This is a genomic window from Colwellia sp. Arc7-D (assembly GCF_003061515.1).
Classification (GTDB): Bacteria; Pseudomonadota; Gammaproteobacteria; order Enterobacterales; family Alteromonadaceae; genus Cognaticolwellia.
In genome coordinates, this window is the sequence record NZ_CP028924.1 from 1,172,306 (window position 1) to 1,196,056 (window position 23,751).

The 23,751-nt window shown below is 37.5% G+C and carries 23 protein-coding genes; 11 read left to right on the forward strand and 12 right to left on the reverse strand.

Annotation, left to right across the window (positions count from 1 at the left end):
- Positions 1-51: 51 nt before the first annotated feature.
- The 3 genes from topA to DBO93_RS05160 all read left to right on the forward strand — a co-directional run bounded on the left by topA (position 52) and on the right by DBO93_RS05160 (position 4,544).
- On the forward strand, positions 52-2,721 hold the full coding sequence (topA, locus tag DBO93_RS05150; protein ID WP_108455362.1) for a type I DNA topoisomerase: 2,670 nt from the start codon (positions 52-54) through the stop codon (positions 2,719-2,721).
- A gap of 375 nt (positions 2,722-3,096) precedes the next feature.
- The gene (gene ylqF / locus DBO93_RS05155) at positions 3,097-4,029 is read left to right on the forward strand and encodes a ribosome biogenesis GTPase YlqF (protein ID WP_108455363.1); all 933 of its coding nucleotides are present in this window, start codon (positions 3,097-3,099) and stop codon (positions 4,027-4,029) included.
- A gap of 83 nt (positions 4,030-4,112) precedes the next feature.
- On the forward strand, positions 4,113-4,544 hold the full coding sequence (locus DBO93_RS05160; RefSeq protein WP_108455364.1) for an HIT domain-containing protein: 432 nt from the start codon (positions 4,113-4,115) through the stop codon (positions 4,542-4,544).
- Between the two features lie 35 nt (positions 4,545-4,579).
- On the opposite strand, the gene megL is transcribed toward DBO93_RS05160, so the two are convergent.
- Entirely contained in the window at positions 4,580-5,791 is a 1,212-nt protein-coding gene (gene megL / locus DBO93_RS05165; RefSeq protein WP_108455365.1) for a methionine gamma-lyase, read from the reverse strand.
- A gap of 327 nt (positions 5,792-6,118) precedes the next feature.
- Here megL and DBO93_RS05170 point away from each other — a divergent pair, with 327 nt between their 5' ends.
- Positions 6,119-7,684, forward strand: coding sequence for a sigma 54-interacting transcriptional regulator (locus DBO93_RS05170; RefSeq protein ID WP_108455366.1), 1,566 nt, complete (start codon positions 6,119-6,121; stop codon positions 7,682-7,684).
- Between the two features lie 46 nt (positions 7,685-7,730).
- Here the strand turns inward: DBO93_RS05170 and DBO93_RS05175 are convergent, their stop codons facing one another.
- The 4 genes from DBO93_RS05175 to DBO93_RS05190 form a co-directional block, all read right to left on the reverse strand.
- Positions 7,731-8,519: a response regulator gene (locus tag DBO93_RS05175; RefSeq protein ID WP_108455367.1), complete on the reverse strand. Its 789-nt coding sequence runs from the start codon at positions 8,517-8,519 to the stop codon at positions 7,731-7,733.
- A 35-nt stretch (positions 8,520-8,554) separates the two neighbouring features.
- Complete coding sequence (locus DBO93_RS05180; protein WP_239059175.1) at positions 8,555-8,899, reverse strand: stress response translation initiation inhibitor YciH; 345 nt, start codon at positions 8,897-8,899, stop codon at positions 8,555-8,557.
- Between the two features lie 190 nt (positions 8,900-9,089).
- A complete protein-coding gene (locus DBO93_RS05185) occupies positions 9,090-10,016 on the reverse strand; it encodes an FAD-binding protein (RefSeq protein WP_108455369.1) in 927 nt (308 codons plus the stop codon).
- Complete coding sequence (locus DBO93_RS05190) at positions 10,013-10,765, reverse strand: electron transfer flavoprotein subunit beta/FixA family protein (protein ID WP_108455370.1); 753 nt, start codon at positions 10,763-10,765, stop codon at positions 10,013-10,015. The genes DBO93_RS05185 and DBO93_RS05190 overlap by 4 nt, the downstream gene beginning before the upstream one ends.
- 289 nt (positions 10,766-11,054) lie before the next feature.
- On the opposite strand from DBO93_RS05190, the gene DBO93_RS05195 reads away from it, so the two are divergent.
- Positions 11,055-12,704, forward strand: a complete 1,650-nt coding sequence (locus DBO93_RS05195; RefSeq protein WP_108455371.1) for an electron transfer flavoprotein-ubiquinone oxidoreductase — start codon at positions 11,055-11,057, stop codon at positions 12,702-12,704.
- Between the two features lie 140 nt (positions 12,705-12,844).
- Here the strand turns inward: DBO93_RS05195 and DBO93_RS05200 are convergent, their stop codons facing one another.
- The 4 genes from DBO93_RS05200 to DBO93_RS05215 all read right to left on the reverse strand — a co-directional run bounded on the left by DBO93_RS05200 (position 12,845) and on the right by DBO93_RS05215 (position 17,199).
- Positions 12,845-13,618 carry a DUF2884 family protein gene (locus tag DBO93_RS05200; protein ID WP_108455372.1) on the reverse strand — a complete coding sequence of 258 codons (774 nt, stop codon included), beginning with the start codon at positions 13,616-13,618 and terminating at the stop codon, positions 12,845-12,847.
- A 40-nt stretch (positions 13,619-13,658) separates the two neighbouring features.
- Positions 13,659-15,344, reverse strand: a complete 1,686-nt coding sequence (locus tag DBO93_RS05205; protein ID WP_108455373.1) for a FapA family protein — start codon at positions 15,342-15,344, stop codon at positions 13,659-13,661.
- 46 nt (positions 15,345-15,390) lie between these two features.
- Complete coding sequence (locus DBO93_RS05210; RefSeq protein WP_108455374.1) at positions 15,391-15,717, reverse strand: hypothetical protein; 327 nt, start codon at positions 15,715-15,717, stop codon at positions 15,391-15,393.
- A 201-nt stretch (positions 15,718-15,918) separates the two neighbouring features.
- Positions 15,919-17,199: a CinA family nicotinamide mononucleotide deamidase-related protein gene (locus tag DBO93_RS05215; RefSeq protein WP_108455375.1), complete on the reverse strand. Its 1,281-nt coding sequence runs from the start codon at positions 17,197-17,199 to the stop codon at positions 15,919-15,921.
- A gap of 164 nt (positions 17,200-17,363) precedes the next feature.
- Here DBO93_RS05215 and DBO93_RS05220 point away from each other — a divergent pair, with 164 nt between their 5' ends.
- From DBO93_RS05220 to dapA, 3 genes are read left to right on the forward strand one after another with little or no spacing between them, the layout of a single operon-like run.
- Positions 17,364-18,176, forward strand: coding sequence for a hypothetical protein (locus DBO93_RS05220; protein ID WP_162533729.1), 813 nt, complete (start codon positions 17,364-17,366; stop codon positions 18,174-18,176).
- 31 nt (positions 18,177-18,207) lie between these two features.
- Positions 18,208-18,600, forward strand: a complete 393-nt coding sequence (locus tag DBO93_RS05225; RefSeq protein ID WP_108455377.1) for a hypothetical protein — start codon at positions 18,208-18,210, stop codon at positions 18,598-18,600.
- Between the two features lie 51 nt (positions 18,601-18,651).
- A complete protein-coding gene (dapA, locus tag DBO93_RS05230; RefSeq protein WP_108455378.1) occupies positions 18,652-19,572 on the forward strand; it encodes a 4-hydroxy-tetrahydrodipicolinate synthase in 921 nt (306 codons plus the stop codon).
- 178 nt (positions 19,573-19,750) lie between these two features.
- Here the strand turns inward: dapA and DBO93_RS05235 are convergent, their stop codons facing one another.
- Complete coding sequence (locus tag DBO93_RS05235) at positions 19,751-20,617, reverse strand: RluA family pseudouridine synthase (protein ID WP_108455379.1); 867 nt, start codon at positions 20,615-20,617, stop codon at positions 19,751-19,753.
- 205 nt (positions 20,618-20,822) lie between these two features.
- Between DBO93_RS05235 and DBO93_RS05240 the strand changes: the two genes are divergently transcribed.
- Together DBO93_RS05240 and DBO93_RS05245 are read left to right on the forward strand one after the other, a co-directional pair.
- Entirely contained in the window at positions 20,823-21,170 is a 348-nt protein-coding gene (locus tag DBO93_RS05240) for a ribonuclease E inhibitor RraB (protein WP_108455380.1), read from the forward strand.
- Positions 21,171-21,179: 9 nt separating this feature from the next.
- Complete coding sequence (locus tag DBO93_RS05245) at positions 21,180-21,392, forward strand: hypothetical protein (protein ID WP_108455381.1); 213 nt, start codon at positions 21,180-21,182, stop codon at positions 21,390-21,392.
- A gap of 41 nt (positions 21,393-21,433) precedes the next feature.
- On the opposite strand, the gene DBO93_RS05250 is transcribed toward DBO93_RS05245, so the two are convergent.
- Both DBO93_RS05250 and DBO93_RS05255 read right to left on the reverse strand, forming a co-directional pair.
- Positions 21,434-22,108 carry a nitroreductase family protein gene (locus DBO93_RS05250; RefSeq protein ID WP_108455382.1) on the reverse strand — a complete coding sequence of 225 codons (675 nt, stop codon included), beginning with the start codon at positions 22,106-22,108 and terminating at the stop codon, positions 21,434-21,436.
- Between the two features lie 130 nt (positions 22,109-22,238).
- A complete protein-coding gene (locus DBO93_RS05255; RefSeq protein WP_108455383.1) occupies positions 22,239-22,514 on the reverse strand; it encodes a hypothetical protein in 276 nt (91 codons plus the stop codon).
- Positions 22,515-22,814: 300 nt separating this feature from the next.
- On the opposite strand from DBO93_RS05255, the gene DBO93_RS05260 reads away from it, so the two are divergent.
- A complete protein-coding gene (locus DBO93_RS05260; protein ID WP_108455384.1) occupies positions 22,815-23,705 on the forward strand; it encodes a universal stress protein in 891 nt (296 codons plus the stop codon).
- The last annotated feature ends 46 nt before the right edge of the window (positions 23,706-23,751 follow it).

A 23,751-nucleotide genomic window follows, 5' to 3' on the forward strand; every position in this document is an offset into this window, starting at 1 on the left:
AATAACTTTGACGCAACTGACAATGTCAGCTTAGTAGGAATATAAAATATTATGGCAAAATCTCTGGTAATTGTGGAATCGCCAGCCAAAGCGAAAACAATTAACAAGTACCTTGGTAAAGATTTTATTGTTAAATCGAGTGTAGGTCACGTTCGTGATCTACCTCATAGCAGTACCGGTAAAAAAGTTGCCGCTAAATCTCCTGCTGAAGTGCGTAAAATGGCACCTGCAGCGAAAGCAAAGTATAAAGCTAAACGTGATAAGCAAGCACTAGTAAATCGAATGGGTATTGATCCTGAGAATGACTGGGAAGCAAACTATCAAATACTTGCAGGCAAAGAAAAAGTTGTTGCTGAATTAATTAAACTTGCCAGTACCGCTGACACTGTTTATCTCGCAACCGATTTGGATCGCGAGGGAGAAGCGATTGCCTGGCATTTAAAAGAAATTATTGGCGGTGACGACGATAAATATAAACGCGTTGTTTTTAACGAAATAACCGAAAATGCGATTCAACAAGCATTTGCTACACCTGGTGAATTAAGTATGCCAGGGGTAAATGCACAACAAGCAAGACGTTTCCTCGATCGCGTGGTTGGCTTTATGGTAAGCCCGTTATTATGGAAAAAAGTTGCTCGTGGCCTATCTGCAGGCCGTGTTCAGTCTGTTGCGGTAAAGTTAGTTGTTGAAAAAGAACGTGAGATTAAAGCTTTTGACCCGAAAGAGTTTTGGGAAATTAGTGCTGATACGAAAACAGCTTCAGGCTTAGATTTTCCATTAGATGTTACCCACGAAAATGGTAAAGCTTTTAAGCCAACGAATGAAGCCGACACTAATAAAGCGTTAGCAACATTAAAAAGTTCTGCATATACCGTTAATAAACGTGATGACAAACCGTCAAAAAGTACACCGTCAGCACCTTTTATTACCTCTACTTTGCAGCAAGCTGCTAGTACTAAATTAGGCTTTGGTGTTAAACGTACTATGGGCTTAGCTCAACGTTTATATGAAGCGGGTCATATTACTTATATGCGTACCGACTCGACCAATTTGAGTCAAGACGCAGTTGAAATGTGTCGTGGTTATATTAGTGACAATTTTGGTGATAATTATCTACCAGAAAAAGCAAAAATTTATAGCAGTAAAGGCAATGCTCAAGAGGCTCATGAGGCTATTCGCCCATCGAACGTAAAAGTTGAATCTGCGTTTATGGAAGGTATTGAAGCCGATGCTAAGAAGCTGTACGACCTTATTTGGCGTCAGTTTGTTGCCTGTCAAATGACAGCGGCACGCTACACGGTAAGTACGATTACCGTTGGTGCTTCTGGTTTTGATTTAAAAGCCAAAGGTCGAGTAATGCAATTTGATGGTTGGACTCGTGTTCATCCACAATTATCAAAAGGTGATGATAAACACTTACCCGATTTATCTGTAGGTGAAGTATTAACACTGAAAGAATTGAACCCTACACAGCACTTTACTAAACCACCAGCACGTTTTGGTGAAGCATCGTTAGTTAAAGAGTTAGAGAAGCGTTCAATTGGCCGTCCATCAACTTATGCCTCTATTATTTCAACCATTCAAGATCGTGGTTATGTGCGCTTAGAGTCGAAACGTTTTTACGCTGAAAAAATGGGTGAAATTGTTACCGATAGCTTATCTGAAAGTTTCAAAAACTTAATGAGCTACGATTTTACTGCAAACATGGAACAAGATCTTGATGAAGTAGCTCTGGGTAAAGCGGATTGGAAAGACGTGCTTAATGGTTTTTATAAAAACTTTACCAAGCAACTTGGCCAAGCCGATATGCCGACCGAAGAAGGCGGCATGCGCAATAACGAGCCGGTATTAACCGATATTGATTGCCCAACTTGTGGCCGTAAAATGGGTATTCGTACCGCACAAACGGGTGTTTTCTTGGGTTGTTCTGGTTATGCTTTACCACCAAAGGAACGTTGTACTAAAACGATGAACCTTACGCCTGGTGAAGAGGCTGTTAGCGTTTTAGCTGAAGACCAAGAAACTGAAGCTTTACGTGCTATGCATCGTTGTAAAAAATGTGGCACAGCGATGGACAGCTATTTAATCGACGAAACTCGTAAATTACATGTTTGTGGTAATAACCCGGTATGTGACGGGATAGAAGTTGAAAAGGGCGAGTTTAAACTTAAAGGTTACGATGGACCTATTTTAGAATGTGACCGTTGTGAATCAGAAATGGAGCTTAAATCTGGCCGTTTCGGTAAGTATTTTGATTGTACCAACAGCGAATGTAAAAATACTCGTAAGCTCTTAGCTAACGGTGAAGCTGCGCCGCCAAAAGAAGATCCAGTACAATTGCCTGAACTAGAATGTGAAAAGTCTGAAGCACATTTTGTTTTACGCGATGGCGCTGCCGGTATTTTTCTTGCGGCTAACACTTTCCCAAGATCACGTGAAACACGTGCACCTAAAGTGGTTGAGTTAGCGCGTTTTCGCGATAGAATTTCAGAAAAGTTCTATTACCTTGCAGACGCACCATCACAAGATCCAGATGGAAATTTAGCTGTAGTACGTTATAGCCGTAAAACCAAATCACAATATGTGATGACAGAGGTTGAAGGTAAAGCGACAGGTTGGAATGCAAAGTATGTTGAGGGCAAGTGGGTTGAAGAGCTGGCTAAGAAAAAAGTAGTAAAAGCTAAGGCGAAAGCAAAGCCTAAAGCGAAAAAAACAGCTTAACTTAGTACTATGCTAAATCAAAATATCTTGTAGAGTATTTTGATTTGATATGACTTGTATTCACTCCACTGAAAAAGCGCTCATAGAGCGCTTTTTTTTATGGTTAAATCAGAAGTTGTAAATTCACAGGTAAACTAGGGATCATTTATTATCGTTAATGTTAATCAGTGAATTCCTGCTACGTTACTCGCCTAATGGGTACCGCTTCATAGTGACACTGTTTATTCATAATACGACCAATCAAGCGCTGATTGGCATTCGCATATCTATTGGCTATCAAGTGAAAGGAAGCTCATGCTAAAAACAATAGTGACTTTCAACAGCTTTTCATTATTATCAGTGTTAAAATCAGTTTTATTTTACTAAAGATTTATTATGGCGATTAATTGGTTCCCGGGGCATATGCATAAAGCCCAAAGAGAGATTAAAGAGATATTACCGCAAATTGATGTAGTGATTGAAGTTTGTGATGCACGTTTACCTTTCAGTAGCGAAAACCCTATGATCACTGAAATTCGTGGCGATAAACCGTTAATTAAAATCTTAAATAAATCAGACTTAGCTGATCCTAAAATTACACAGCTATGGCTTGATTATTTAGAATCTCAACATAACGTGAAAGCTATTGCATTAACTACAGAGTCGCCTTCTGTTGCTAAGACTCTTCCTGCTTTAATTCGAAAGCTAGCGGCGAGTAAAGATGAAGCGGGTAAGCAAATAAATGCTGTTATCATGGGTATTCCTAATGTGGGTAAGTCTACCCTACTAAATACACTGGTTGGAAAAGCGAAAGCAAAAGTGGGTAATGAACCTGCAGTAACCAAAGGTCAGCAAAGAATTCGCTTAGATGATGGTTTATATTTATATGATACTCCTGGCATGCTCTGGCCTAAAATAGTTAATGAAAATAGTGGCTACCGTTTAGCAATTACGAGTGCCGTAAAAGATACCGCATTTGATCATGAAGAAATTGCCTGCTTTGCTGCAGAATATTTGCTAGCCGCTTACCCTGAACGTTTAAAAGAACGCTATAAAATTGAAGATCTTCCGACGCAAGAAGTCGAGTTAATTGAAGCTATTGGCAAGCGCAGAGGTTGCGTTAAAAGTGGTGGGCATATTGATTTTCATAAAGCATCTGAAATTCTGATTAATGAAATTCGTGATAAAACCTTAGGTGCAATTTCTTTTGAAACACCAGAAATGGTGATGGCAGAAGTGATACATTTTGACAAAGTTGAAGAAGATAAAATAGCAGCAAGAGAAGCTAAAAAAATAGCGCGTGGCCGAGGTCGCCGTAATAAACGTTAATTCTCTTCATGGATGAAGTTGTTAAAGTATTAAAGGTTTTATAAGCTAAAAGTTAAATAATTTTTAAGGATAAAGGTAGCAATATGAGTGAGCAATTTCAATTACATCCACAATTAGCTAATGACTGTTTTGTTATTACTGACTTTCCACTTTCGCGCTTATTATTATGTAATGACAGTGCTTACCCTTGGTTTATTTTGGTTCCAAAAGTTGAAGACATTCAAGATATTTATCAACTTGACTGGCAGCAGCAGCAACAGTTATTAAATGAATCAAGTATGCTAAGTGAAGTGTTAATGCAAGAATTTAATGGTGATAAAATGAATGTGGCAGCGTTAGGGAATGTAGTACCACAATTGCATTTACATCATATCGTTCGCTTTAAAAGTGATGCCTGTTGGCCGAAACCAATATGGGGACAGCAAGCACTAACGCCATATTCTGATGACGAGCTTACTGCAATTAAAAACCGTATATTACCTAAACTATCAGCGATATTATCCACTGATAGTTAGGTATTAAACCATTAAAATAGCGCTGTGCTTATTGTTTAGGCAACGCTTTTAATTGGGGTTGATTGCTTAACTAAGGCAAGCGATTGACTTAAGTCAGCCATTAAATCGTCAACATTTTCAAGTCCAACAGATATTCTAATTAAACTATCACTGATACCCGCAGCTAAACGCTCTTCTTGGGTATAAGGTGAATGTGTCATCGATGCAGGATGTTGAATCAGTGACTCTGCATCGCCTAAGCTGACCGCGATTGAAAATAGCTGCATACGATTAATAAAATCGCCACCGCCCGCTAAGTCACTCTTTATTTCGAAGGCGATCACACCACCAGCCGCTTTCATTTGCGAGCCAATAAATTTATGTCCAGGGTGACTTTTTAATCCAGGGTAGTAAACTTGGCTGACGCTTCCATGAGCTTCTAAAAATTCAGCGATTTTTTCAGCATTACTACAATGGCGCTCCATGCGAATTGGCAATGTTTTTAAACCGCGCATGATTAACCAAGCATCGTGCGGACTCATTGTTGCTCCAATATCTTTTAGCACTGTCATTTTTATATTCATGATCATTTCAGTAGTGCCACAAATAATGCCAGCAACAACATCACCATGCCCATTCAAATACTTTGTTGCACTGTGTACAACAATATCGATCCCATACTTTCTTGGTTGTTGTAATACTGGCGTTAGAAAGGTGTTATCGACCACAGAAATAATATTGTGCTGTTTGGCAATTTTTCCTATAACAGCTAAGTCATATACCGCTAAGTTTGGATTTACTGGGGTTTCTAAAAACATCACCTTGGTGTTTGGTTTAATCGCTGCTTCAATTTCTGCAGGGTTTGCCATATCAACAAAAGTTACTTCAATTCCCCATCGAGTTAGCTGATGGTTCATCAATGCAAATGAGCAACCATAAACAGCTTTAGAGGAAATCAAATGATCGCCGCAAGATAAATTTGCCAGTAAAGCCCCTGAAACTGCGCCCATACCCGTGGCAGTTGCAGCAGCGTCTTCCATGCCTTCCATTGCCGCTACTCGCATCTCTAATTGACGAGTTGTTGGATTACCTAAACGGCTATAAATATAACCCTCAGCTTCACCGGCAAACCTATCTGCGCCTTGTTGCGCGTTTTCGAAAATAAAGGTCGACGTTTGGTAAAGAGGTGTAGCCAATGAGCCAAATTGCTCGTCATTAATGCGGCCTGAATGAATTGCTTGAGTTTCAATATTTTTACTTTCTGACATGAGATACCTTATTTACCGGAGAATTAAAATTGTTGCTAGCGTAAGATCGTTACTTTTATATTTAATCTCTGCAATTATGCTGCCACTTATTTAATAACTCAGTTATCAAGGGTTTAAAGGGATTTGTGATGATTAGTTTTTTAAGTTTGTAATATATTTATTACAGGTTTGTTTTCTTATTACCTCGATATTATAAAAATCTATTGTTGAGCACTGCACACTATGGTTTTACCACATATTTCTTGGTTGTAATTTTTTTATTACAATGTAATATTTGTATTACAGTTTTGGTACTTAAATTTTTAAAGCTGCTATCTAAGGACGCTTGTGCGAATAGAAATAAAATCTGAAGACAGAATGGGTATAAGCCAAGAAATTTTAGCGACATTTACCCGTTTAACGTTAGACATTCAAGCAATGGAAGTCAGCTCACAATTTATATTTGTGCATTTAAGCAAAGATGAAGTGAGTTTCGATGAAGTAAAGCGTGCACTTTTGAGTGTGGTAGGAATTATTCATTGCCGGCAAATAGATTTATTGCCTTTAGAAAGCCGTGAGCGACACTTAAGAGCATTAGTTAACCGTTTGCCTGATGCTATTATAGATATTGATGAAAATGCGCGAGTAATGGCTTTAAATAGAGCAAGTGAAAAACTTTTAGTCAGTCATCAACGCCATAATGGTCTATCACCGCTGCAAGGTGAGCAACTTAAAGGGGCTAGCGTAAATAGTCTGTTAGATATAGACATAGTGTTGCCATTATTAGATAAAGTGAGTTCACAAAATGTTGATATTGCAGGGCAAAGTTATTTAGCTGAAATAAGCCCGATAAGTGAACAAGAAAACAGCTCAGGTGCGGTTATTTCTTTAAAGTCGGTAACGAGTTTAGGTCGACAAATTTCTAATATGCAAACGCGAGATGCGCAGGGCATAGATAATATTATTGGTCAATCTGCAAGTATTCAATTATTAAAAGAACAAACAGCACGTTTTGCTGAACTAGACTTACCTGTGCTAATTAATGGCGAAACAGGTACGGGTAAAGAGCTTGTCGCAAGGGCTTTACATAATGCAAGCAATCGCCGACAAGCACCTTTTTTAGCTATAAACTGTGCTGCATTACCTGAACACTTACTTGAAAGTGAATTATTTGGTTATGCAAATGGTGCATTTACAGGAGCTCAAAAAGGTGGAAAACCTGGCTTACTTGAATTGGCAGAAGGTGGAACGCTATTTTTAGATGAAGTGGCTGAAATGTCGCCATATTTACAATCTAAATTATTAAGATTTTTACAGGACTTTACCTTCAGGCGCCTTGGTGGGAATAAAGAGTTACATGCAAATATAAGAGTAGTAAGTGCAACCCATCAGGACTTATTAGCCATGATCAGTAAACATAAATTTCGAGAAGATTTATTTTATCGATTAAATGTATTGAATTTACATTCACCCGCTTTACGTGAGCGAGTTGAAGACATTGCTCTAATTTCTCGTCATTTTGTAGTGCTTGCTGCAACACAAATGAATTTAAAACATACAAAAATAGATGAAAGTGCAATGAAAATTCTATCGGCTTATCAATGGCCTGGAAATATTAGAGAACTACAAAACGTGCTGTTTAGGGCGGTAGCTTTAAATGAACTTGGTGATATTTCTTCGCACGATATACATGTGGCGTTGGCGCAATTTAAACAAAAAGCTTCTGCTGACCCTGCAGATTTAAATCATGAAGTTGAAGGAGAAGACTGGGCGAGTGCTCAGGCTAGCTTCGAAAAGCAATTACTTACCAGCTTGTATCCATATTACCCAACAACGCGAAAACTAGCTGAACGATTAAAAGTGTCTCATAACAAAATTGCGATGAAATTACGGCAGTTTGGCATCAAAGGTTGATGCCATTACTTTGTTAGAATCACTAGTGTTTTTAAGATAAAACTATCTACTCTTCTAATATTTTATACAGTATTTTTTTAACGTTTTCAGGCTCAAAAGGCTTGTCACACATTGCCGTTACGCCTTCAGTTAGAATATTTGCAAGGTGAGTATCATTACTCTCACTGGTCACCATTAATATCGGTATATGCGACTGTCCGCTTTCACTGCGAATATAGCGGGTTAGTTCCTTACCATTAATTTCAGGCATATTGTAATCAGTAACAACAAGATCAAACATATTATCTTTTAATAGATTAATTGCTTCGCTACCATCAACCGCTTCAGTTATTTTTAATAGGCCTAAATTGTTCAGTACACGTTTAATATGGTTTCTTGCCAAACGACTATCATCAACCAGTAAAACACGCACCTGATGAACATCAAAATACTCAAGTTCTAACTCATCGGTTGACAATAAATCAATAGTTGTACTTAGTGCTGTTGCTAAATGGTTTGAGGTAAAAGGCTTAGGTAATAAAGCAATAACCCCTGATTGTTTGAATTCTTCTAGGTGTTCGCGTCGATGCTCACTGGTTACTAGCATAAAGGGAGTGTCAGCAATAGCAGGATTATTGCGAATCTTGTGCAGTAGTTCAATCGCATCACCGTCATCAAAATACATGGCACTGGTAATCAAATCACGTGGGTGCTTTTTAGCACTCTCATAAGCCTCTGTTATATTTTTTGCTTCTGCAACTTGAGTAATGCCTTGTTGTTTTAGCTCTTTTATTATGATTTTTCTTTGTAAATCAGAAGGCTCAACAACTAGTAAAGATAATTCGTTTGGGTTCATAAAATTACTTATATTTTTTATTGAAAATAGTGCACCTAGCCACCGATGAATTTAACTTTAAAACCATTTTTTTCTAATACTGCTTTTATTTCTTCGCGCTTATCACCTTGAACTTCAATAACTTCACCAACAACACTGCCGCCAGTGCCACAGGTTTTTTTAAGTTTTGTTGCGAGAGCTTTTAAAGCTTTATTGTCTAAACCCAAACCGCTAATAGTGATAACACCTTTACCTTTTCTCCCTTTAGTTTCTCTGCGAACTTTTGCAAAACCGTCAGAAGGCGTAACAGCGACACTTTTGCTTTGGCTTATTCTGCCGTCTGCTGTTGAGTATACTAAGTTTTCATCATGGCTAACTTCTTGATGAGCTTTATCATCGATGCTTTTGCCAAAAGCACTGGCTAAATCACTGAGGCTGTTAAATGTTTTTGTCATAGTTATTTCTATAATTTAGATAAAATAAAACCACTACTAGAGTGGTTTTTATTATATACCTGTTCAGCTTTAATTTACATATTTGTACAAATTAAGCCATTGCGAGGCAGCCATTACTGGGTCTTAAAAAGTTAACTTAAAGTTTACTTTCTAATTCAGGTAAGGCGTCAAATAGATCGGCTACTAAACCATAGTCAGCTACTTGGAAAATTGGCGCTTCAGCATCTTTGTTAATAGCAACAATAACTTTAGAGTCTTTCATGCCCGCTAAATGTTGAATAGCACCTGAAATACCTACCGCAATATACAAGTCAGGAGCAACAATTTTACCAGTTTGACCTACTTGCATGTCGTTTGGTACAAAGCCTGCATCAACTGCTGCACGTGAAGCACCAATAGCTGCGCCTAACTTATCGGCAATACCTTCAAGTAGTTTGAAGTTTTCGCCGTTTTGCATGCCTCTACCACCAGAAATAACGATACTTGCTGCACCTAGATCAGGTCTCTCTGAAACAGAAAGCTCATCACTTACGTGGCTTGAGTTGCCCGCATCAGTAACTTTGTCTAGAGCAACAATTTCAGCATTACCATCGGTTGCTACCGCGTCAAAACCTGTTGAACGTACAGTGATAACTTTTTTGCTATCTAAACTTTGTACCGTTGCAATCGCATTACCAGCATAAATAGGACGAACAAATGTGTCGCTACTTTCAACTGCAATAATGTCTGAAATTTGCGCAACATCTAATAAGGCAGCAACACGTGGCATAAAGTTTTTGCCCGTTGTTAATGCTGTCGCTAGTATATGGCTATAATCTGCGGCAAGTTCAGTAACTAAAAGTGAAACATTTTCAGCTAGTTGGTGCTCATATGCAGCGTTGTCGGCCACTAATACTTTAGCAACACCATTAACTTTGCTTGCTGCTTCAGCAACTGCTTGACAGTTATAACCAGCAACTAAAAGATGAATGTCGCCACCAATGGCTTGTGCTGCGGCAACTGTTTTTAGTGTATCGGCTTTTAATTCGCTATTATCGTGTTCTGCAAATACTAAAATGCTCATGAGATCACCTTCGCTTCATTTTTTAATTTTTCTACTAATTCATCAATGCTTTCAACAATAATACCGGCTTTACGTACTGCTGGCGGTGTTACCTTGATTAAGTTGGTACGTGCTGTTAAATCAATACCAAAATCAGCTGCAGATTTTACATCTAATGGCTTACGCTTTGCTTTCATAATATTGGGTAGTGAAGCATAACGAGGTTCATTCAAACGTAAGTCAGTTGTTACAATTGCTGGCAACGTTAAGGCGATAGTTTGCAAACCACTATCAACTTCACGTGTTACGCTAACTTTGTCGCCGTCAATAACTACAGCGGAAGCAAATGTACCTTGTGGCATGCCAGTAAGGGCAGCTAACATTTGACCCGTTTGGTTGTTGTCACTATCAATCGCTTGTTTACCAAGAATCACCAATTGTGGTTGCTCTTCTTCAACTATTTTCTGTAAAAGCTTGGCAACGTTAATTGAATCTAAGTTTTCGTCAGTATCAATTTGAATAGCACGATCAGCGCCTAGAGCAAGTGCTGTACGTAATTGTTCTTGGCAAGACTTATTACCAATAGATACCGCGATAACTTCAGTTGCGGTGCCTGCTTCTTTTAATCGAACTGCTTCTTCAACTGCGATTTCACAGAACGGATTGATTGCCATTTTTACATTGGCAAGATCGACATTGGAATTATCTGCTTTCACACGTACTTTTACGTTATAGTCAATAACGCGTTTGATGGGTACTAATACTTTCATCGTTGCCTCTGATTATGCTTGTCGCATGTAATGTTGGTTAAACTAAAGTAATTCAACTTAACGCTATAATTATGGGTTGAAAGACTACTTGTAGATTACGTTTACGTCAACGTCTTCTGTTGATAACGTTACTTAAATTGTGCTTTAAATAAATATTATCAGTAAATAATGTAATACAGGATAGTATTTAACACGAAAATATCTATAATGTTTGATATTATCAAACAGGTGTTTGAAAATCAAACATGTGTTTGAATATTTCAAAAATAATTGAATGAGGGGAGAAATTATGGAACGAGAATCAATGGAATTTGACGTTGTAATTGTTGGTGCCGGTCCTGCAGGCCTTTCAACTGCTTGTCAGCTTATGAAGTTAGCACAAGAAAAAGAACAAGAACTGATGGTGTGTGTAGTTGAAAAGGGTTCGGAAGTTGGTGCTCATATTCTTTCTGGCGCCGTTTTTGAACCACGCGCATTAACTGAACTGTTTCCTGATTGGAAAGAAAAGGGCGCTCCTTTAAATACCGCAGTAACTGGCGATGATATTTATTTATTCAATGGCGAAGATAGTTCGGTTAAATTACCCAATTTTAGTGTACCTAAAACCATGCATAACGACGGTAACTACATTGTGAGTATGGGCAATGTTTGTCGTTGGTTAGCTGAACAAGCAGAGCAACTAGGTGTTGAAATTTTCCCTGGTTTTCCTGCCCAAGATATTATTTACAATGAAGATGGCAGTGTTGGTGGTGTTATTACTGGCGACATGGGGCTCGACAAAGATGGAAAGCCAAAAGATTCGTTCATGCCAGGTATGGAACTAAAAGCTAAATACACTGTATTTGCTGAAGGTTGTCGTGGGCACTTAGGTAAAGAGCTGATTGCTAAGTTTGCTTTAGACGCAGATAAATCACCACAACATTATGGCTTAGGCTTTAAAGAAATTTGGGATATTGCGCCTGAAAAACATCAAGAAGGTTTAGTTGTGCATTCAGCCGGCTGGCCACTTGAAAAAGATACTAACGGTGGCGGTTATTTATATCATGCAGAAAACAACCAAGTCTTTGTTGGTTTGATTGTTGACTTAAGTTATAGCAACCCTCATTTAAGTCCGTTTGATGAATTCCAACGTTATAAACATCATCCAAAAATTGCCCAATACCTTGAAGGTGGTAAACGAGTTTCTTATGGTGCAAGAGCGATGGCCAAAGGTGGTTTTAACTCATTACCTAAGATGACTATGCCTGGTGCTGTATTGGTAGGCTGTGATGCAGGTACCATTAACTTTGCTAAAATTAAAGGTAATCATACCGCGATGAAGTCCGGCATGTTAGCGGCTGAATCTATTTTTGAAGCGCTTGCATCGGGTGATGAAGGTGGCAAAGATCTCACCAGCTTTACCGATAAATATCAAAACTCTTGGTTATATGAAGAGCTATACAATACGCGTAACTTTGGTCCTGCCATGCACAAATTTGGCACGTTTTGGGGTGGGGCATATAACACACTCGATCAAAACATTTTTGGTGGGAAGTTACCGTTTAACTTTAAAGATGATAGCTTAGATCATGAGCAATTGAAGTTAGCAGCAGATGCACCGGTAATTAATTATCCTAAGCCTGATAATAAGTTGAGTTTTGATAAACTTACCTCAGTATTTTTATCAAATACTAATCATGAAGAAGAGCAACCGTGTCACTTGAAGTTAGCGGATAGCAGCATTCCAATTGATGTTAACTTAGTGAAATATGCTGAGCCAGCACAACGTTATTGCCCAGCAGGGGTATATGAAGTGGAAAGTACACCAGAAGGCGATAAGTTTGTTATTAACTCGCAAAACTGTGTGCACTGTAAAACCTGTGATATTAAAGATCCAAGTCAAAATATTACATGGGTAACACCAGAAGGTACCGGTGGCCCGAACTACCCAAATATGTAGTTAATAAAAACTCAAAAAAAACCTGCTGTCGCAGGTTTTTTTATATCTAGAATTTAAGCTGAAATAAACAAGATGAACGGCGAGGAGTTATGGCTGTATTTATTCATTGAATAAAGCTTAAAGCGTATTATTTTAACTAATTAATTAGTCTCAATTAAATTGAACGCTGCCAATGCTGGTATTTCCAATTGTAATTTGTTTTCTATCTCATTAAGCTTTATTAAACTTGAACAAATTATCTCAGCTTTATTTTCTAAGGCATTAGCTTGCTTGCTAATGTCGAGTTTTATGTCATTGCCCATTGTTTCAATGCGTTGATCAAAAGTTTCCACACGTTGCTCTGTACTTTGCTCTTCTTTATGGGTCATCGCCTCACCAACGGCTATTAGAATTGAGCCAACAGAGTCAGTAACAATCGCCTCAATTTCACTTTCGAATTCGCCCGCAAATATCTCATCAAAGTCATCGAAATCTTGCGATGCTATGTAATAGCTTTCATCACTGTGATTGAAGCGAGCACGAAGTCGCCATTTGAGTTCATCAAACTTATCTTGGAACTGTTGATGCGAAGCGCTGTTTTCACCTGTTAGGCTGCTAATAACTTTATTTACGGCTTTTAGCCCTAACTCAACACCTTCTATGGCAATTGATACAATGGCTGGAACCTGCGATCTTATACCAAGTGTGTATTCGCTAAGCTGAGCTTTTTGTTCATTGTTTAGTTGAACTTCGCGACCATTAACAAACAACTGATGCTGACCATTTATTTGCACATAGGTTTGCCCTTGATCAACTATACGCAGGTGAGCAGGGTCAATAATCACACCATAATTAAAATTAATATCACATTGCTGAGCGTTTGCTGCGCTAATATATAAACAAGTAATTAATAGGCTGCGAGCAATAAATGCCATAACAACACTCCATTTTTATATCGTGGTTTAGGTGTAAGGTTTAAATTGAGATTAAGGGGTTGATCTGAACTTTTCTTGCTTTGTAGCTAAAGCGACTCGGGCCATATTCTCTACGGCTTTTTTCTTGGAACTCGCCAATAATGACTTGAACGCCATGATATACCCGTTCGTTTGCTTCAACATAGACGTTATTTATATAATCTTGTAATACTTCATCAAGTGATTCTTTTTCAAAAGCTAAATCAGCCATTTTTTCGATATGATACTTATAATTAGCCACTACTTTTGTCAATATTTCAGGTTTAGATTTTTCTTTTGGTAGGCTTTTTAATTTAATCGCAGCAGATCTCAATTCATTAGACTGGTCTGTTTCACTTTTGATAGAGACATCAATTTCTTCGATTCTTTGTAAGTAATCATTCATTTTATCTGAAAAAGTGATAACAGTGAAACTGCCTGCAGTCGCACCTACTATACCGGCACTGACAGACTCTCCTGCACTAACGTGACCAGCAATAAGTTTGCCATTGGCTTTATCTTGATTCCCCACCCACAGAGTTTTATCAACCTTGACGATATTGTGCATCATTTGTTTTTCAATTCTTAATGAGTCACAAATAATGTTAGCGTATTGGCTGTATTTTGCATAAACCTTGCCCCCAGCTTTAATGTTGACGCTCATGCTAGCTTTGGCGATGTCCACTACTGCTATATCTTGTTTTTTACCAATAATGCCATTACCAATAGTTATATCTCTGCCAGCATCTAGCGTAGCCGATTCAACAAATCCGCCAATTGAGATATCACCAGTAGCAGCTACCTTCATGCCTTCACCAACGTTACCGTCAATAATAACACTGCCTTCAAACTTCACATGTCCCGTACTAATGTCTACACTTTTGAGGCGGTAAACACTATCAACTTCCATACCATTTTCAATAATACGTGGAAGACCAACAAGGGTAGAAATTAAAATACTGTTATTTTTTTCGCTTAAAGCGGTGCCTTCACCAACACACATTTCAATATCTTCACCAGGTGCTGGCTGTAAAATTTCGCCAGTAACGGTATAGCCTAAAATCCCTTCGGTATGAGGGACTTTTTTTGCAAGAGGATCACCTACTTTTACACAAATAATATCCCCTAAATCACGCATATCTACACTACCATCATCACGTTCTTTAGGGCGTAATATTCTATCTTGTGCACTTGCTACTAAATGTTTAATGTAGGCATTTTTACCATCAATAGGTAGTTTTCCGTGCGCTATCTCACCTTTAACAATAGAGCCCGCAGGTTCTTTAGCTGCACGCTCGGCAAGTTTCACTAGCTGATCTTTGCTAAAGCCCTTACATACATTAGCGGCTTGAGCTAAATCGAGTATCTCTTTCGCGTTTAAATGTTTACCGCCTAATGCTGTGGTGATTTCAGCGCTGGCTGACATTGAGTCACTGGCAATTTCAATAGCAAAAGTAGCATCTCGTCGCTCAAGTATTTGATACTTTATTTCACGACCGGTATGATTTTCTTTTAGCGGTTTTAAAACACTTTTAAGCTCAGCAATAGCATTTTTAATATTACCATTAGCGACATACAGATTGCTGTACGATGAATTTTCAACTAATTCATGAATATCAGCTTCTGTTAGCACTGATTCTGTTTTTATAGGAGACAGTACTAGATCTATATTATTTTTATCGTTAGTTACTAAACTTGCCTTTGTCACACGCCTAAAACTCCATATGCATATATTTTATAATTAGCATCGTTTTTTATATGTAATTTTGCTGATGAACTTTTATAAAATTTATTGTGCCTACTTTTGAATAATCTAGTTTGTATTCTTTATTGTCTAATGCTTGCACAAATATTAAGGTTTTTTCTTCACCAAACACTTCAGCCATACTAACATCAACCAGTTCTTGATAAGCCTTTTTTGCCTCAGAGCGTTTTACAGGCATTACACCGCTATATAATTCAATACCAGCATGGCCAACTATCACAACAGGGTGGTTACCATTAACAACAAGTAAGTCAAACTTTCTATTTTTGTGAATTAAGGTGTTCCTGCCACTGGTTATAAAGTTTTTTTCGTTCAAAGTATTCTCCTTTTTGTTAAATCGGTTACTACGCACTTTTTAAACGACTTGAGCACACGTTAACTTTTATCAAATTTACTGTTGAAGTTTATTGCTTTTAAATCAATTTGGACTACCAATATTTATCTATTCTCAAATATATAAATAATTGAATTACTAAGCAATATAAAACCCATATCTTTACCCATTTGGGACGTTAAATTAATTTATACGGTTATAATATGGACTTTCTTCACTGTTAATTAACATTCTTCGGACTAAATCTAAACTTCTAGCGGTAACAATTTGCTGAAAATATTGTCTAGCCACTGGAATACAATAATATTTAGCCTGCAAAGATTGTTTGTTTCCCCAAGCTATCCAAACTGAGCCTACAGGTTTATCTTTTGTGCCACCATCTGGTCCTGCTATGCCAGAAACTGCAATAACGAAATCAGCGCTAGACTTTGCTAATGCGCCTTTAGCCATCGCTAATACAGTTTCTTTACTCACCGCGCCATGGTTAATTAATGTTTGGGCCGGTACGTCGAGTAACTTTTGTTTCATGTTGTTGGAATAAGTAACAAATCCGGCTTCAAAAACGGCAGATGAGCCTGGTATTGCAGTGATCTGGCTTGCAATTAATCCACCAGTACAAGACTCAGCGACAGTAATCTTTTGCTGAGACTCTGTTAACAGTGGCAAGATATACTCTGCGATTGTTATTTTGTTGCTTTTACCTATAGCTAAAACATGGTCACCCAATAGTAAGCTTAATTTATTTTCCCAATTTGCTAATATGCTATGCCCTTTGGCGCAACTTACACTTAACTTTACTTCTAACATTGGCATTGCAGCTCTAAAGCCAATTGTTATCTCAGTTGGCCATGTAGGGATTTTGTCATTAATGAGTGCTTGTAAAGTAGACTCGCCTAACCCAAACGTTTGCATTCTGGTCATCTTGTGCTTATTTATAATCGGAAATAATGCTTTTAATTTAGGGATTATCTCATCTTTTAGCATATGGGTTAATTCGCTTGGTACTCCAGGCGTACATAAAATAAGACAATGATTTAATTGGTAGCTAAACCCCACAGCACTGCCCGTTTCATTAGCAATAATATCGCAACCAATAGGTAGATATGCTTGTTTTAAGTTTGGTTTGTTCAGTTGGGTTTTTCTTCGCTCAGCCCAATTTTTTAAATGCAAATGCGCGTGTGGGTTAAGCTCAAGTTCTACACCGCAGGCTAATGCTAAAGCTTGTGAAGTCAGATCATCTACTGTTGGTCCAAGGCCACCATTAATGATAAGCACATCTGCTGATTGACTTAATTGCACAATTTCTGCCTGTAAAAGTGATAAATCATCAGCAATGGTCACTTTTTTTCTAATGGTTAGGCCGATATCACTTAAGTGTTCTGCAAACATTACCGAGTTGGTATCAATGACATCACCATTCATTAATTCGTCGCCCGTTAACAATAAGTTCACTTGCGTAGTCATGCTGGTCCAAAATTCAATTTAAACGATACTTTATGTTAACGAAAAAGCAGTTCGAATGTGCAGAAATTTTTCGTTAACAACTCCCAGCTTTTACACTATCAAATATTTGCACTAAGATTATGAGATAAACTATAATCCGAACATGTTCAATGCAAGTAAATAAAATGGGCAATCAAGTAACAAAAACTATCAATATTCGGGCATTAAATGCTTTTGCATTAAGTGCGATATTAATGTGTTTTTTTATTGATTCAGCTCAGGCAAAAAGTAAGTTACTGGTAAAAGAATATATTATTGGTGTTGAAGACGTCAGCTATTACCCGTTTTATGACTTTTCCGCTGAGAAACTTGACCAAAAGAGTTTTACCAAGGAATTGCTCAGCGCTTTTTTTGACCATAGAGGCTATAAATTTCAATTTGTTTCGCTGCCAGTGAAACGGTTCGATAAATGGTATGTTGAAGAAAATATAGACTTTAAATTTCCGGATAATGAGCGTTGGCGAACGGTTGAGGGGCAAAAACTTAATGTTACTTATAGTCAGCCCGTACTGTATTTAATCGCGGGTAGCTTTGTACTGAAAAAAAATAAAAACTTACCCCGACATGCTATAAAACGTTTAGGAACTATGTTCGGTTTCTATCCAACTCTTTGGATCGATAGAGTGCAAAATAACTCTATCGAATTAGTAGAATCGCACTCTACATTTAGTCTAGTTAAACACCTGCTATACGGAAATGTTGATGCAATAAATATTGAAAAAAATGTGATAGATTATACGCTTAAACTGATGGGCAAGGAGGAAGATACAATTGTTTTAAATAAACACATTAAGCATGAGCGTTATGCTTTTCATCTTTCTTCTATTTTACATCCTGAAATTATTCAAGAATTTAATCAGTTTTTAAATACAAACAGCCAACAAATAGCCGAAATGAAGCATAAATACGGTATAGTTGAATCACCACCAATCCTATAGTTTCCCCTATAAATTAATAAGACGTTTTAAAATGAACAAGATACAGTCGTACAATCGAGCACTTTTGTTTGGTAAGTGGTATCGCAGTGATCGAGATGATGAAGGGCAATTATTTACCGAGTTTGCCGAAATTTCATCTGATGGGCGCTATGAGTTTACGTTTATTCAACACGACGATCATGGCAACGTTTCAGAGCAATCGGTAGAGTCAGGTGATTGGGGCTTAGTAGGTAATATCCACTTCACTATTAGTAAAAGTGAGTTCATTAATGAAGTGCACTATGCCGCGGACTTAGAACATGATGATAACTATCACGCTTATCAAGTGTTAACCTTAAATAGCCAAATTTTCGAATATCAACACATCTTGAGCAATGAAGTGTTTATCCTTCGTCGAGTTATTGATAATATTGCGCTCAGTTAAGGCAGTAGTGAAATAATCGCCTTCCAAAGACCAGTTTCCATTAATCATTTTTTGAGAGTTCGGATGAAGCAATTTAAAGCAGCGAGTTTAATGACGGCAATTAAAACGCCATTTAATGTCAAAGGCGATATAGATTTTAATACCTACGATCAATTAGTCGCTGAGCAAATTAAAGCAGGTGTTGATGGTATTATTGTAGGTGGAACAACTGGTGAAGGGCATTTACTGACTTGGGAAGAGCATTTAATTCTTATTGCACACAGTGTACATAAACACGGTCAAGACTTACTTATCATTGGCAATACCGGTAGTAACAACACCCGAGAAGCTATTAAAGCGACACAATATGGCTTTGCAGCAGGTATGGACGCTACATTACAAATTAATCCATATTATGGTCGAAGCTCTTTTGCCGGTGTGAACGCACATTTTGAAAAACTACTCGATATAGGACCTGCGTTTATTTATAACGTACCTGGCCGTACAGGGCAGGATTTAACGCCAGATTTAATCGAACCTATATCAAAGCACAAAAATTTTATTGGCGTTAAAGAGTGTACTGGTAATGAACGCATAGTTTATTATGAAGAGCGAGGCATTGCTTGTTGGTCAGGCAACGATGATGAAAGTGCTGCAGGGCGTCATCAACATGGCTCTCATGGTGTTATTTCTGTTACCTCGAATATCGTACCGGGCTTAATGAGACAGTTAATGGACTCACCCAATGATGCTTTACAACAACGCTTGCAACCGTTAATGGAATGGCTTTTTTGTGAACCAAATCCTATTGCCATTAATACCGCACTTATGATGACAGGCGCTGTAGCTCCAGTATTTCGCATGCCTTATAAAGCAATGACTAAAATACAACGTGAGCAAGGTTTAGCGTTGCTGACTGAATTGTCAAAAGATGAATTAGTTGGTAAGAAATTGATGCTAATGGCAGATGATGATTTTACATACTGCTGCTAATGAAGTTAATTCAAAATGCTAAGTAAGTTATTAATGTTAAAATAAAAAACAGCGAGTATTTACTCGCTGTTTTTTTTTACAAGTAAGTTAACTCATATTTCAGCTTGATGATTAAAGTGCCTAAAGTTCTGTTACATATAACAAACGTTCATATAACTAGCTGTTTTATTATTTAGCCTTAAAGGTTCGACAATTGTGGGCGTAACGTTTCGGGCAGGGAGAATATGTGTTCTTCATGACTTATTGGGCAGGTAAATGCTAACGTTACAGCACATAGTTGTAAGTCTACTGCCGATTGCTCATTATCGAGTTTGATGCGCTCAGCTGCATTTCCATGCAAACGATCACCTACCACAGGTAAACCCATACTCGCCGCGTGAATACGAATTTGATGTTTACGTCCGGTCTCTATATTTACTTGTAATAAAGATATATCCTGCTTTTCTTGATATTCAAGGCAGAGAAAGTGACTACGAGCCGTTTTACCATCAATTTCCATTTCAACTGTTTCTGGCTGTGGATGTTGCTGGTGATCACCATGAACAATTACCTGATAGGTTTTCTCTAACTGATGTTGTTCAAACATTAGGCTTAATGCTTTGGCAGCTTGTTTACTGTGAGCAACTAATATTAAACCCGTAGCGGCGCGATCAAGGCGATGAACAGCGAATACAGCACGTTCTGGCAGTAATTTTTTTTGTGCCCAACGGGTTATGGTGCAATGATCACTCCACTTAGAGCCTTGAGATAACATACCATAAGGCTTATACCACACACTGTAGTGACTTAAATCAGCAATTAATGTTGCAGGTGTCGGTATTTGTGACAGCACACTTTCGTCAAAATAAAAGTGCAGCTTATCGTCGAGATGTAACTTCTTTTTAATACGTCTACAACGTTGAGTACTTTTACCGCGGCTATGCCATAATGCGCCTTTATCAATCGCTTTTTTAATTTCACTTACCGATAAATCACATTGAATTTGTAGCGCTTCAATTATATTAATCGTACGATCAATATTGATATGACATTCAAATTTTTTCAAAACTAAGCTACTCAATAAATAGGGACAGGTTAGTTTAACAAGTTTATGAGCGCAATGGGCATGACTAAAAGCATCTTATGCCAACATTTATACCTAAAAAACCATTTAGATTAAATTTAGTGAAATGGAATTGGTTTTTAACGCCAGAGAAAGATAAAATACCGATTAAAAGTAAACATTAGTAAAACTAAAACGAGAACACAATATGCAACGTAACGAAGAGTTATTCCCCCTTGATAATGTCGGTAATGCTTTATGGGATATGTTATCCAGTGGTGACGATTTAACTATTGAGCGAGAGTTTGAGTTTTCTATAATTTTTCCAAACCAAGAACAAGCGTTAAAGTTTGGTCAACTATTGTTAGAAAACAACCAAAAATTGTCTTTTTGTCCTTACCAAGGTGATGATAAATTTCCGTGGGAAATTACTGCGTATCCATTTATGTCGGCAAGTTATGAAAACATTGCCGCTTATCAAGAACTTCTGATGACGAGTGCTACTCCATTTTCTGGCAAGTATGATGGTTGGTACTGTGTAGACTCAAGTAAGTAAGGCTATCTAATGGATGAGCAGCAATTTAAGCGACTAAAAAGTGTGAGTGCTAAGTCATTTAACGATCAAAAAGCGTTAATTAAAAAAGTGTTAGCAGGGCGTGAAATCGCATGTTCGCAATGTGGAACATTTATTCGAGTTAATTTACCGGAAGACAAAAAAACAACAGGATTGTATTGTGCAAAAGGTTGTACCGACATTGCATTAGACTTTGTAATTTAAGGCGTTAAGTTAAAAATAACTTAACGCTTTATTTAGTGTTTTTACAGAAAAGTTGCGATATCTTCCAATGCTTTCTTTGTCGTTGCATGGTGGGGAACCGTTGCACCTTCACCAGGGTAACCAGCAATTATTAACATGTAAGGGCGGCTATTCTCATCTCGATTACAGACTTTACTTAAAAACGACATAGGCTTTGGTGTATGGGTTAACGTAACCAGTCCACTTGTATGCAAAGCGTTAATTAAAAAGCCAGTCGCGATGCCAACGGACTCGTGCACATAATAGTTAGTATTTTTTTCTTCAATAGTTATACCGCCTTTTTTTTCACTGAAAACAGCAATAAGCCATGGAGCGTGCTCTAAGTAAGGCTTATTAGCATCAGTACCTAGTGGTTTTAATGCATCTAACCACTCTTCACTTGCTCGACCTTGGTAAAAATTACTTTCGTGAATTTCTGCCTGTTCACGTATTTGTTTTTTTACCTCGTCACTATGAATTGCGACAAAATGCCATGGTTGATGATTAGCGCCACTTGGTGCAGTACCTGCTGACTTTATACAGTTTTCAATTATTGCTTTTGCAACCGGACGGTTACTGAAGTTTCGAATGCTGTGCCGGCGCTTAATATTTTCATAAAAATCAGCTGAACGCTGCAGCATTTCATCAACAGGGTATTCAACATAATCGCTTAAAGGCGAAGCTTCATGAGTTTTCATAAACTTACTACTCTTATCATTATTTGTGGTTAGCATATCGATAAAATAAGGTATAAGGCAAGTTTATACAGGCACAATATTGAATATTATTGGTTAATATTAATTTGATTAAAGCAGGTGAAAGAGGTGTTTATATATTTTTGTCTTTTTGGTTCGATAACTCTACGAAATAATTGTTGAGCCCAATTGAACGTCGTGTGTTATCCGCTTTATACATACCAAAACACAAAAAAACTATCATGATTAGGCTAATACTTGGGAGATGAGTAACTTGAATATAGGCAGAGATAAGCGTGGCTAAAACAGCACCTACAACACAATAACTTAGCGTGATCCGCAGCCATACATAGGCAGCAATCATGGCTTTTTGTAATTCGAACGGTTTTACAGGCATCGCTAATTTCAAAAGTTAGTTTCTTTGTACACTTATAGAACATCAATAAGCATTATAAGTAACTCAATAGGAATATATAAGTTAATTTTTAGTCAAAAACAATATATGAAAGAGACTAAATGCATAAAATCAGGGTGCGCTTTAAGTTTAGAACCCTTATTTCAATTACTTATGAAATTTATTTGCACCTTATTGACGAGTAAATAAGGTGCAAGAGAAATGTTCAGGCTTTCAGGATGAATAATAACCAACGAAATACTGTAAATGGACTAAAATTATTCAGCAACTACTTAGGGATAAATAGGGCTTATAATGAAAACTTTTAAAAATATTTTGGTGATCACCGAAGATATTGGCCTAAATCAAGCTGTATTGCATAAGGCATTAACTTTGGCACAACGAGCGCATGCTAGTTTAACGATTATCGCCAATCAGCAAGATAATGAATTGGCTGAACAACTCGAGTTGATTTATCAAAAAAATACTGAAAACGTTCCTAATGTTAACGGCTTTAAATTTTCAGCGTTGAACATTGATATTAATATAAAATATTGTGCTGCACCTTTTTCTCATAAAGAAATATTGGCTGAAATTACCCAACAGTCTTATGATTTATTGATAAAAGATATTCATGCTGCCCATTTTAGGTGGGGATTTTCTTGGTCAGATAACCATTATTTATTGCGAGAGGGTAATACTAACCTCTTACTTGTAGGTAAAACGCAGTGGCCAGATAATGGCAATATTTTAGCGGCATTAGAAACAGAAGAGTCTACAGAGCAGCATCAAAATATTAACCAGTTTATGATTGATGAAAGTCAGTATTTAGCTAAATTATTAAATAGTGAAGTACATTTAATTAACTGTTATCAAGAGACGTCAAGTATCTCTTTAGCTGATGAGTTACTTTTACAAAACATTGAAGAACCGCCACAAGAACATTTACGTCACCTTAAAAGTACAGCATCAACGCATAATGTAGAGTACGACCATATGCATGTTGAGCCTGGCCTGCCTGAGTTTGTTATTCCACAAGAAGCTAAAAAATATAATGCGGATATTGTTACTTTAGGTGCCGGTGAACACCATGGCTTAATTGACTTACTCAAGGGGCACTCTACTGAATATGTGGTTGATGGCTTAGCTTGCGATGCTCTGATTTTAAAAGCTAGCACGTGTAATACCAATCAACAGATTAGGTAATCAACACGGATGCAGCTAGTCTGATTTCTTAGCTAAAGTGAACAGG